The following is an 11798-nucleotide window of genomic DNA, read 5'->3' on the forward strand; positions in this document are numbered from 1 at the left end:
CCCAAACACCAACCCACACCCACGTGAAACACACCACAAACCACACAACCCCACCACCACAAGGAAAAACAGCCCGGTTGCCGCCTACGAAGAGGCTACAACCGGGCTGTTTTCGACTGAGGCTCGTGGTCCTCCAGCGACGAGCGAACCGCTAGGGGCGCACCGTCACCACGGCCATGTTCTTCTTTCCCCGTCTGATGATTGCGTACTTGCCGTGCAGGAGCTGGCCCGTCTCGACGACGGCGTCCTCCCCGCTGACCTTGACGTTGTTGACCGCAGCTCCGCCTTCCTTGAGTGTCCGGCGGGCGGCCGACTTGGATTCGCACAGTTCGGTGCTGATGAGGAGGTTGACCAGCGACAGGTCGCTCCCGTCGACTTCCGCGTGAGGCAGTTCGGCGGTTGCGGCCACAAGAGTCTGTTCGTCGAGAGCGGCGAAGTCCCCCTTGCCGAACAGCGCCTGAGAAGCCTCGATGACCTTCTCCGTGGCCTCCACGCCGTGCACCAGCGAGCACACGTCAAACGCAAGGACACGTTGCGCTTCCCTGCGGAAGGGTTCCTCTTCGGTCTTCCGCCCGAGTTCTTCGATCTCGGCGCGACTGCGGAACGTGAATACCTTGAGTCGATCGACGACGTCGGCGTCGGCGGTGTTGAGCCAGAACTGGTAGAACGCGTACGGGCTCGTCAGCTCTGGGTCCAGCCAGATCGCGTTGCCCTCGGACTTCCCGAATTTGGTTCCGTCGGCATTCGTGATGAGCGGCGTGCCGATCGCGTGGACCGTTTCGCCCTCGACCTTGCGCACCAACTCCGTGCCGGAAGTCAGGTTGCCCCACTGGTCCGATCCCCCGGATTGCAAGGTGCATCCGTACTGTCTGTAGAGCTCCAGGAAGTCCATGCCCTGCAGGATCTGGTAGCTGAACTCGGTGTAGGAGATTCCTTCCTCCGAGTTGAGCCTCTTGGAGACGATCTCCTTCTTGATCATCGTGCCGACACGGAAGTTCTTCCCTATGTCGCGCAGGAAGTCGATGGCCGAGAGTCCGCCCGTCCAATCGAGGTTATTGACCATCCGGGCCGCATTGTCTCCCTCGAAGGACAAGAAGCGACGAACCTGACCGCGCAACGCCTCGACCCACTCGGCCACGACTTCGCGGGAGTTCAGCGTCCTCTCCGAGCTCTGCCGCGGGTCGCCGATGAGCCCGGTCGAACCGCCCACAAGTCCCAGGGGCTTGTGACCGTCCAGCTGCAACCGCCGCATCACCAGGAGCTGAACCAGATGCCCCAGGTGCAGGGAAGCCGCGGTGGGATCGAATCCGCAATAGTAGGTGACCGTCTCCTCGGCCAGGGCCTTTTCCAGGGCCTCCTGGTCGGTCGATACGTGGACGAGACCACGCCAGGTGAGTTCCTGCCAGATGTTGTCGAAACTCGGGTCGTTGGACTGCTCGTTCAGCCCGTGCACGGAGTCGATCACTGAATTATTCGTCACGTCATTCACGCTACCATTCGCCATCCGTCTGTTCTTTCTTCATGGCTCCTCCTGGCCTAGTGTGCCGGGGATTCGCGACCGTCGGTGGTCCACTGCTCCAACCCTGCGGGCACTCCGCGGGATGCGATCAGAGCGAGCCGTTGGGTCGGTCGGGTCATGCTGACATAGAGGTCGCCGACGGTCCCGTAGGCCGCCTCCACGACCGAGTTCGGTTCCACGACCACCACGGTGTCGAATTCCAGGCCCTTGGCCTCCCACGGTGTCAGCACCAGAATCTGTCGTTCGAGCGCAGACTCCGAGGTTCCGGTGAGATCCGAGAATTCCTCGCTCACCGCCCGAACGACCTTGTCGTATTCGGGGTGGGCAACGATGACCCCCACGAGCCCGCCGGCCACGGCGTCCAGGTCCTGGCGCAACCTGCGGGACAGCGTGCCGAGAACGTCGTCGGTCGCGATGACCCGTGGCGACCACTCCCCCTCCCGCACGGCGCGCGGTGCGGATACTTCCAGGCCCGCGGCTTGAGCCATCGACGACGCGGCCTCCGAAATCTGCGACGGGGTCCGGTAATTGACCGACAGCTCGTCCAGGCGATACCGGTCCTCGACGAAAGGCTCCAGGGCCTCGCCCCAGCTTGTCGAGGAAGCGGCCGCGGAGGCCTGCGCGATGTCACCGACCACCGTGAACGATTTCATCGGGCACCGCCGCATCAGCAGACGCCACTGCATCGGGGAGAGTTCTTGGGCCTCGTCCACGACCACATGCCCGTATGCCCAGGTCCGGTCCGAGTTGGCCGCTTCCGCGGCGGTCATGCGTGTTGCTCCGGTCTCGTTGATCCCGGCCAGCATCTCGGCAGTGACGACGCCGTTGACGCCCATCTCTTCCAGGGCGGCGTCGACGTTCTCCAAGGTCTTGGTCGCGTTTTCCAGGTTCGAGTTCCGCTCCGCCGCGGCACGTGCAGCGCTGTGGCCGACAGCGGCCTCGAAGTCACCAAGTAGCTCGGCCGCCTCGTCCAGCAGCGGCACATCGGACTCCGTAAACGGTGCGTCCTTGGGACGGAGCAACGCGTCGACGTCGTCCTCCGAGAGATGGGCTCCCGCCGACTCCAGGTAGTGGCGCTTGGAAAAGAGGTCCCTGACGAGGGTCTCCGCGGTCATCGGCATCCATGCCAGGTTCAGGGCGACCCGCACATCCCGGGCTTGCCGCACGTCCTCGAGCAGATAGGAACGGTCCATATCGTTGCCGCTGGACTCGTTGAGTTGTTTCTCCAACTGGTCCGCCAGATCCTGCACGAGAATCTTCACGAAGGTTTCCCGCGCCTGGTTGTGGGGTTTCCCCGTGGCGCGGGCGCGTTCCCGGGCGTGCTTGATCTGTTTGGGCCCGAGCTCGACGCGCGAAGAATCCACTGAGAGGGTCTGCACCTTCTGCGGCACCTTCTGCCGGTCCGCCACTGCCTTCTTGATCACGGCAGCCATGTCGAGGGACCCTTTGAGACGGCCGATGCGGGGATCGCTTTCGGGCACGGCTCTCACGCCCGGGTACAGGGTCGCCAGTGAAGACATCACGACACCCGTCTCCCCGAGGGAAGGCAGAACGCGCTCGATGTACCACATGAATGACGACGACGGCCCGACCACCAGGACCCCGGACTTCTGGAGCCGCTCGCGATTCGTATAGAGCAGGTACGCCGCACGGTGGAGCGCCACGGCCGTCTTGCCCGTGCCCGGGCCGCCCTGAACCACCTGCACACCGGCGAGCTCCGCACGAATGATGCGGTCCTGCTCTGCCTGGATCGTCGCGACAATGTCAGTCATTCGACCCGTGCGCTTGCGGTTGAGGGCTGCCAGAAGGGCACCTTCGCCATGGAGGATCTCCTCGTCCTCGAGGAACTCGGGGTCGAGTACGTCATCCTCGATGTTTCGCAGGGTGCGACGCTCCAGGATGAGGTGGCGGCGGCGCCGGACGCCCTGCGGGTCGAAGGCCGTGGCCTGGTAGAAAGTGCCCGCCTCCGGAGCACGCCAATCGACCATGAGGCGCTCGTGGTTCTCGTCCGCCAACCCGATGCGTCCGATGTACCGCGTGGACGCGTCGTCGAGATCCAGTTTGCCGAAAACCAGCCGGTTGTCCACCGCGTCGAGCTGACCGAGCCGGTCCTCATAGAAGGTCGCATAAGCGTCCCTCTCGGAACGGTTCTGGTGGCTTCCGGACGACCCGGTGCGACGAACGTCGGCGAGTTTCTCCCGATTCTCCTCACGGAGCTCATCGAGACGACCGTACAGACGATCGACGTACTCGCGCTCGTGCCTCAGTGCCTCTTCGAGCTGTCGCTCATAGGCCTGATGTTCTGCCATGATTTCGGGGTTCGTCTGCTGCGAGGTGTCCTCGCGAGAGGTAGACATGGGAATCCGTGCTTCCTTCGGAAAAGCCGTGCTGTGAGTGGTCAGGACTGAATAGTCTAGACCGTATAGAGCGCACTGACCTCATGGCCGGTGAGATTGGCCCGACCCGCGAGCCCCTCGAGTTCCATCACGACGCCAATTCCCGCGACGCGCATCCCTGCCCGTTCGACGAGTTTGACCGCGGCCCCGAGCGTCCCACCCGTCGCCAGGATGTCGTCCAGGACCAGGACCCTCGCCCCGGGAGGGATATCATCTCGGTGGATCTCCAAGGTCGCGGTCCCGTACTCGAGCTGGTACGACTCGGCGTAGGTCTCGCGCGGCAACTTGCCTTCCTTGCGGACGGGCAGGACGCCGACGCCGGCCGCGTACGCCGCCGCGGAGGCGAGCAGGAAGCCACGAGCCTCGACCCCGGCCACGACGTCGAACTGGCCCTCGAACCGACGCAGAAGTGCGTCCACGACCTCGCGCAACGCGGCGCCGTCGGCGAACAGAGGGGTCAGGTCCCGGAAGATGATGCCGGGCTCCGGGTAGTCCGGGATCACCGCGCAGACCTTGTCGATGGTCGTCGCGACCCGCTCATCCGCGGTCGGCGTCGTGGATTCGTTCATAACTCGCCTGGCTTCCGGGCATGCGAGGCCCCATTGGACGAAAAGTGCACCTAACAGAGTACGCCAGAGTTCTCCGGCGGGATAACCGACCCAGGCAGTTCACCCGACCGCGAAGCGATCAGGGAGCACACGTTCGGTCATGCGAGCTCGTGGCCCTAGTCGACCACCCGGGATCGCGCCGCGAACTGCCGGTCCTCCGCCAAAGCGTCTTTCAGCGCCTGGAGCTGGGCGGCAACGGCCGACGGTGCCGTTCCGCCTTGGGACGCCCGCGAATTGAGCGACCCCTCGACCGTGAGAACCTCACGCACCGCCGGAACCAGGTGCTCGGAGACGGCAGCAAAGTCCTCGTCGGTCAGGTCCCACAGCTCGCAGTCCTTCTCCTCGCACACACGGACGGCGTCGCCCGCGATCTCGTGTGCGACCCGGAAAGGCACGCCCTGACGCACGAGCCATTCGGCGACGTCGGTGGCCAGCGCGAAGCCCTGGGGCGCCAATTCGGCCAAACGGTCCGTGTTGAATTCCAGCGTCTCGATCATGCCGGAGACTGCCGGGAGGAGGGTTTCGAGCTGATCGATCGCGTCGAAGATCGGTTCCTTGTCCTCCTGCAAGTCCCGGTTGTACGCGAGGGGCAAGGCCTTGAGGGTCGAGAGCAGGCCGGTCAGGTCACCGATCAGACGCCCGGCCTTGCCTCTGGCCAACTCGGCGATGTCCGGATTCTTCTTCTGGGGCATGATCGATGACCCCGTCGAGAAGGAATCGTGCAGTTTGACGAAGGAGAACTCCTTGGTGGCCCACAGGATCACTTCTTCGGAGATGCGGGAGAGGTCCACGGAGATCATGGCCGAGATCCAGGAGAATTCCGCGTAGACGTCGCGGCCTGCCGTGCCGTCGATCGAGTTGTGGGTCGCCGAATCGAATCCGAGCTCCCGAGCGACGGCGTTGGGGTCCAGCCCCAGCGAGGAACCTGCGAGCGCGCCCGACCCGTAGGGTGAGACCGCCGCACGGGAATCCCAGTCGCGCAGGCGCTCGAGGTCACGGGACAACGCCCAGGCGTGGGCCAGGAGCTGGTGCGACAGCAGAATGGGCTGTGCGTGCTGGAGGTGGGTACGCCCCGGCATCGGCGCATAGGGGTGGCGTTCCGACTGGGACACCAGGGCGTCGATCACGCCCAGAACGCCTTCGGCGAGGATCGAGGCATGGTCGCGCAGATACATCCGGCCGAGTGTGGCGATCTGGTCATTGCGCGAACGTCCTGCCCTGAGCTTCCCTCCGAGGTCGGGGCCGGCCCGCTCGATGAGCCCTTTCTCCAGGGCACCATGGACGTCTTCGTCCGAAACGGCGGGTTGGTAGGTTCCGGTCCGGACGTCCTGTTCGAGCCTGTCCAGGGCATCGATCATGCCTGAGAGCTCCGCGTCCGAAAGCAGGTTCTTGGCGTGCAGCACCCGGGCGTGAGCGCGCGAACCGGCGATGTCATAGGGCGCGAGCCGCCAGTCGAACTGTGTCGACTTGCTCAGGGCCGCGAGTGCGTCGGACGGCCCTCCGGCAAAACGACCGCCCCAGAGAGCACCCTCATTGGTTCCGTGCTTGTCCTGCTGTGAAGTCACCATTCACCTTTCTTCCGCGTCCGCATCGGCCGCGCGCACGTGATCCGCCTCTGCCCGTCGACCCAGGTCGACGGGCAGAGGCGGATTTTCTTGCTCGTTACAGTCCCAACCGCTGGTCGCGCGACGAGGCGACCTTCGACGACATCCCGAAGAGCTCGATGAAGCCACGCGCATTGGACTGGTCGAAACTGTCGCCCTCATCATAGGTCGCCAGGTTGAAGTCATACAGCGACGTGTTGGACCGGCGGCCAGTCACAGTGGCCCGGCCGCCGTGCAGGTCCATCCGGACCTCTCCGTTGACCATCTTCTGGGTGTCCTCCACGAAGACGTCCAAGGACTTCTTCAAGGGAGAGAACCACTGGCCGTCGTAGACCAATTCGGTCCACCGCTGGTCCACGGTCTTCTTGAACCGGGCCTGTTCCCGCTCGATCGTCACGTTCTCGAGTTCCTTGTGCGCGGCAATGAGAGCCATCGCCCCGGGAGCCTCGTAGATCTCGCGGGACTTGATGCCCACGAGCCTGTCCTCGACGACGTCGATCCGGCCGATGCCCTGGGCACCGGCCCTGCGGTTCATGATCTCGATGGCTTCAAGGGGAGTCACGGATTCGCCGTCGATGGCCACCGGGATGCCCTGTTCGAAGGTGATGGTGACTTCGTCGACGGCCGGCGGGAAGGTCGGGTCATCCGTGTAGTCGTAGACGTCCTTGGTGGGCCGGTTCCAGATGTCTTCCAGGAAACCGGTCTCCACTGCCCTGCCCCACACGTTCTGGTCGATCGAGAACGGGTTGGATTTGGTGGTGACGATCGGAAGGTCGTTGTTCTCGGCGTAGGTGATGGCCTTTTCGCGCGTCAGGGCGAGATCCCGAACGGGAGCAATGCACTTCAGGTCGGGTCCGAGGGTCTGGATGCCGACCTCGAACCGTACCTGGTCGTTGCCCTTGCCCGTGCATCCGTGGGCAACCGTGGTGGCGTTGAACTGCTTGGCCGCTTTGACCAAGTGCTTGACGATCACCGGCCGGGATACCGCGGAGACCAACGGGTAGGCGTCCATGTACAGCGCATTGGTCTTGAGCGCCGGCATGCAGTAATCGGTCGCGAACTCTTCCCGAGCATCCGCCACATAGGCCTCAACCGCACCGCAGTCGAGGGCTCGCTGCCGGACCGTCTCCAGGTCTTCTCCGCCCTGCCCGACGTCGACCGCCACGGCAATGACTTCGGCACCGGTGGCTTCTCCGATCCAACCGATGGCCACAGAGGTGTCCAAACCTCCGGAATACGCAAGTACAACCCGATCCGTCATGGGGTGCGCCCTTTCTCCTCGTGCTCCTCCGGTGCCTGCACCGGAAGCCTGTCTTGTCATCTTGTATGACTATACAGCATGAATTGTATTTATACACATCGGCGTCGGCGTGACATGGTAGCCGCGAGCGGTCGAGCGGACGACGTGGCACTCTAGGGGCGAAATTCGGGCTCGAGCTGCATGAACGCGCCACCCCGCACCCCAGTGGCAGAGCGCATCCTGTAGAGTTATTCTGAATTGCTCACAATAAGAGGATGGTTCTTTCGATGACCGACAGCAGTGACAACGCGAGCGAGCTGAGTGACCAGGAGCTGGAGGCTTTGCACCAGATCTTCGATCTCGCCCGCGAAGGACAAACCCAGCAGCTGGCCGCCGTCCTCGACCAGGGTGTCCCGGTCAACCTGACTGACCCCAAGGGTGACACTTTGCTCATCCTCGGTGCCTACAGGGAACATCCGGACATCGTCGCATTGTTGCTCGAGCGCGGTGCTGATGTGGACCGTCTCAATGATCGGGGGCAGACGGCCCTGGCCAGTGCGATCTTCCGCAACAATCGCGAGATCACCAACGCGCTCCTGGATGCCGGTGCCGACCCCTCCTTGGGCTCGCAGTCGGCCGGAGCGATCGCCGAATTCTTCGATATCGACGATATGAAGGTCTTGCTCCGCGAACGCGGCATCCTCTGACCTGCCAGTCGCCCAGTGGTCACCTCACCGGTCTACTCGGACCACTCCAGGAACCGTTGCGCCAGTGTCTGGCCCCCATTCGGGTCCCGGGAGACGACCATGACCGTGTCGTCACCGGCTATGGTGCCGATGGCTTCGGGAATCTCCGTGTGATCCAGTGCTGACGCGAGGAACTGGGCGGCGCCGGCCGGCGTCCTGAGCATCACGATGTTCCCGCTGGCCTCGGCCATGATCAGCAGATCGCGGAACAACCCCTTGAGCCTGTCGGGAGCGTCCCGTTCCTTGACGGGGTCGATACCGGCCACCGAATAGATCAGGACCCCATCCGTACCGCGAATCCGTTCGGCACCGATTTCGACGAGGTCGCGCGAGAGTGTCGCCTGCGTGACCTGGACCCCGTCCTTCTCCAAATAGTCCGCGAGCTCGGATTGGGATCTGATCTTGGCCGTCTCGAGCAGGGAGATGATGCGCGCCTGGCGTGCGGCCTTGGTCGAGGGGATTCCCATGTCTAGCGTCGTTCCTTTCCGGCGCGTGAAGCCTCCAACAACCATGTCATCAGGGCCTTTTGCGCGTGCAGCCGATTCTCCGCCTCGTCCCACACCACCGAGGACGGCCCGTCGATCACATCGGAGGTGACCTCGAACCCGCGGAAGGCCGGCAGGCAGTGCATGAAAATGGCCGAGTCCTTGGCTTTGGCCATGGACTCACCGGTGACTCCGTACGGAGCAAAGATCTTCCGGCGCTGTTCGGTTTCATTTTCCTGGCCCATCGAAATCCAGGTATCCGTGACGACGACGTCGGCACCGTCCAGGGCGGCGTCGACATCTTCGGTCACCAGAACCGAACCACCGGTCTCATCGGCCCGGCCGCGCGCGGCAACGAGGATGTCCTCTCGAGGAAGGTACCCATCCGGCCCGGCGACACGGACGTTCATCCCCGCCGTAACGCCGCCCAGAAGGTAGGAGTGGGCCATGTTGTTGGCGGCGTCCCCCACGTAGGCCAGGGTCAGGCCCTCCGTCTGACCGAAGCTCTCCCGAACCGTCAGGAGGTCGGCCAGGATCTGGCATGGGTGGTAATCGTCCGAGAGCGCGTTGATGACCGGAACCGTCGAATTCTCGGCCATCTCCTCCAGCCCGGACTGTTCAAACGTTCGCCAGACGATCGTCGAGACCATGCGAGACAAGACATGTGTGGTGTCTGCGATCGACTCCTTGTGGCCGAGCTGCGATTCGCCCGGGTTGACGATCAGCGGGTTCCCACCGAGATCACCGATGCCGACGCCGAAGGAGAAGCGCGTTCGCGTGGACGTCTTGTCGAAGATGACCGCTACCGACTGCGGCCCGGCCAGGGGTTTCTCGGACCAGCGATCTGCTTTCATCCTCTCGGCCAGGTCGAGGACGGTCTTCTGCTCGTCCGGGGAAAGGTCGGTGTCCACCAGGAAATGGCGTGTCATGGTCTCAATTCTTTTCTGGGTCAATGATTCGGTCGCGCATCGCGGGGTTCACACGGAGCGGACGGCATCCAGGATCGTGGGGAGGGCCTCGAGGAACGCGTCGATATGTGCGCCCTCGATCACCAAAGGGGGCGCCAGACGCAGGGTGGAAGGCCCGGTGGCGTTGATGATGAACCCACGGTCGCGGGCTTCGGTAACGACGGCCGGGGCCGGGGCATCGGCCGAGAACTGTGAGAGGTCGAGATCGATACCGATGAGCAACCCCTCTCCCCGAACCTCCGCGACCCCATCGATCGAGGCCAGGCCGTCGCGAAGTCCTTGGCCGACGGTACGAGCACGCTCGAGCAGTCCTTCGTCTTCGATGACCTGAATGGTCGCCAGCCCCGCCGCCATGGCCAAGGGATTGCCTCCGAAGGTCGTCCCGTGGTTGCCCGGACCGAGAACTCGGGTCGCCTCCGGGGTCATCACGATCATCGCACCGATCGGGAATCCTCCCCCGAGAGACTTCGCGAGCGTGACGACGTCGGGGGCCTGCTCCCCCGTCAGCACCTCCTGGCTCGCGAGCCAGCGGCCTGTACGACCCATACCGGTTTGGACTTCATCGACCACCAGGAGGGCCGCGTGCTCCCTGGTCAGTCGCCTTGCCGCCGCCAGGAATCCCGTCGGGAGAGGATGCACCCCGGCCTCGCCCTGGATGGGCTCGAGGATGAGGCCGGCGACGTCGTCGTCGAACGCCGCTTCGAGAGCCTGCGTGGTCGGTTCGACGAACTCGACGCCGCCCGGCAGCGGCTCGAACGGGGTCCGATAGGCCTCTTTGGAGGTTGCGGCCAGCGCACCGGCAGTCCGACCGTGAAAACCGTGGTCGAGGGCCAGGATGCGTTGCTTGGCCGGCGTCGCCGAATTTCCGTGGGACCTGACCAGCTTCAACGCGGCCTCATTGGCCTCGGTTCCGGAATTCGTGAAGAACACCTTCCCCGAGTCCGGGGCACCGGTGATGTCCAGGAGCTTGCCGGCCAGCGACAACTGTTCCGGGGTCGTGAAGAAATTGGAGACATGCCCCAGACGACCGGCCTGACGGGATACGGCCTCGACCCACACGGGGTGGCCGTATCCGAGAGCGTTGACCGCGATGCCGCCCAGAAGATCGACGTAGGTGCGGCCGTCCGCGTCGGTCACCCTCGACCCCTGGCCCGAGGTCAGGACAAGGCTCGGATCACCGAACACTCCCAAGAGATTCTCGCGGTAGTCGTTGAGCAATTCCTGCTGGTTCATGAGGTTTCCTCCTCGGTCGTCCGGAACGGGTTCACCAGGACGAAATCGGCCAACGGTTTGGGCTCCGTAACCTCCCCCGTGACCTGGGTCCCGATCCCTGAATCCGTAAAAATTTCCAAGAGCGGTGAGTGGGCGCGTCGACCGTCGACGATCGAAGCTGCGGGGACACGGTTCTCGACGGCCGCGAGGCAGGCGCTCATCTTGGGGATCATGCCTTCCGAGAGGCTGGGAATGATCCGCCGGAGTTCTCCGGCCGTCAGCGAGCTGATCAGCGAATCCCGATCCGGCCAGTCGGCGTACAACCCCTCGACGTCGGTCAGCATCACCAGCTTCTCTGCCCCGATCGCAGCGGCAACGGCCGCCGCGGCCGTATCGGCGTTGACGTTGAGGACCTCCCCCGTGGGCGTATCCAGGGGCATCCCCTGCTCGACGGCTCGCCCGTCGGCCAGGATTTCGGGGGCAATCGAGGAGATCACGGGGATTTTCCCCGCATCGATCATCGAGGTGATGGCGGTGGTGTTGACGCCGACCACCTCACCGACCAGACCTAGATCGGTCTCAACCCCGTCGACGACGGTCGTGATGCGCCTGGCTCTCAAGAGCCCGCCGTCCTCGCCGGACATCCCGACGGCGTGAGGGCCGTGCTGGTTGATGAGCCCTACGAGCTGCCGGGCCACCTGTCCGGTGAGAACCATGCGCACCACGTCCATGGCTTCCGGGGTCGTGTACCGGAGCCCGCCGCGGAACTCGCTCTCGATGCCGAGTCTTTCCAGCATGGACGAGATCTGCGGCCCGCCTCCGTGCACCACGACCGGCTTGATTCCCACGGACCTGAGGAAGACCATGTCCTCCGCGAAGGCCTCGCGCAGTTCTTCATTGATCATGGCGTTGCCGCCATATTTGAAGACCATGACCTTGCCCGCGAATCGCTGGATCCAGGGCAAGGCTTCCATGAGCGTACCGGCCTTGCTCTGCGCCGAGGCGTAACGCATGTGATCA

The 11798-nt window shown here is 64.0% G+C and carries 10 protein-coding genes; 1 reads left to right on the forward strand and 9 read right to left on the reverse strand.

From position 1 onward, the window contains the following. Window positions 1–151 precede the first annotated feature (151 nt). The 5 genes from tyrS to AB0Y14_RS08600 form a co-directional block, all read right to left on the reverse strand. Window positions 152–1480, reverse strand: coding sequence for a tyrosine--tRNA ligase (gene tyrS / locus AB0Y14_RS08580; RefSeq protein WP_436588856.1), 1329 nt, complete (start codon window positions 1478–1480; stop codon window positions 152–154). 56 nt (window positions 1481–1536) lie between these two features. Next, window positions 1537–3828, reverse strand: coding sequence for a HelD family protein (locus AB0Y14_RS08585; RefSeq protein WP_436589112.1), 2292 nt, complete (start codon window positions 3826–3828; stop codon window positions 1537–1539). A 104-nt stretch (window positions 3829–3932) separates the two neighbouring features. Then, the gene (locus tag AB0Y14_RS08590) at window positions 3933–4484 is read right to left on the reverse strand and encodes an adenine phosphoribosyltransferase (protein WP_436588857.1); all 552 of its coding nucleotides are present in this window, start codon (window positions 4482–4484) and stop codon (window positions 3933–3935) included. Between the two features lie 155 nt (window positions 4485–4639). After that, window positions 4640–6091, reverse strand: coding sequence for an argininosuccinate lyase (gene argH / locus AB0Y14_RS08595; protein WP_436588858.1), 1452 nt, complete (start codon window positions 6089–6091; stop codon window positions 4640–4642). 94 nt (window positions 6092–6185) lie between these two features. After that, complete coding sequence (locus AB0Y14_RS08600; protein WP_436588859.1) at window positions 6186–7388, reverse strand: argininosuccinate synthase; 1203 nt, start codon at window positions 7386–7388, stop codon at window positions 6186–6188. Window positions 7389–7654: 266 nt separating this feature from the next. On the opposite strand from AB0Y14_RS08600, the gene AB0Y14_RS08605 reads away from it, so the two are divergent. Beyond that, window positions 7655–8074: an ankyrin repeat domain-containing protein gene (locus AB0Y14_RS08605; RefSeq protein WP_436588860.1), complete on the forward strand. Its 420-nt coding sequence runs from the start codon at window positions 7655–7657 to the stop codon at window positions 8072–8074. A gap of 32 nt (window positions 8075–8106) precedes the next feature. Here AB0Y14_RS08605 and AB0Y14_RS08610 read toward each other — a convergent pair whose 3' ends face one another. From AB0Y14_RS08610 to argB, 4 genes are read right to left on the reverse strand one after another with little or no spacing between them, the layout of a single operon-like run. Then, window positions 8107–8580, reverse strand: coding sequence for an arginine repressor (locus tag AB0Y14_RS08610; RefSeq protein ID WP_436588861.1), 474 nt, complete (start codon window positions 8578–8580; stop codon window positions 8107–8109). Between the two features lie 2 nt (window positions 8581–8582). After that, window positions 8583–9527 carry an ornithine carbamoyltransferase gene (argF, locus tag AB0Y14_RS08615; protein WP_436588862.1) on the reverse strand — a complete coding sequence of 315 codons (945 nt, stop codon included), beginning with the start codon at window positions 9525–9527 and terminating at the stop codon, window positions 8583–8585. A 48-nt stretch (window positions 9528–9575) separates the two neighbouring features. Further along, the gene (locus tag AB0Y14_RS08620) at window positions 9576–10799 is read right to left on the reverse strand and encodes an acetylornithine transaminase (RefSeq protein ID WP_436588863.1); all 1224 of its coding nucleotides are present in this window, start codon (window positions 10797–10799) and stop codon (window positions 9576–9578) included. Further along, window positions 10796–11791, reverse strand: coding sequence for an acetylglutamate kinase (argB, locus tag AB0Y14_RS08625; protein WP_436588864.1), 996 nt, complete (start codon window positions 11789–11791; stop codon window positions 10796–10798). Before argB ends, AB0Y14_RS08620 begins: the two co-directional genes overlap by 4 nt. Between the last annotated feature and the right edge of the window lie 7 nt (window positions 11792–11798).

Origin of the sequence: Rothia sp. HC945, assembly GCF_051370785.1 — a bacterium.
Taxonomy (GTDB): Bacteria; Actinomycetota; Actinomycetes; order Actinomycetales; family Micrococcaceae; genus Rothia.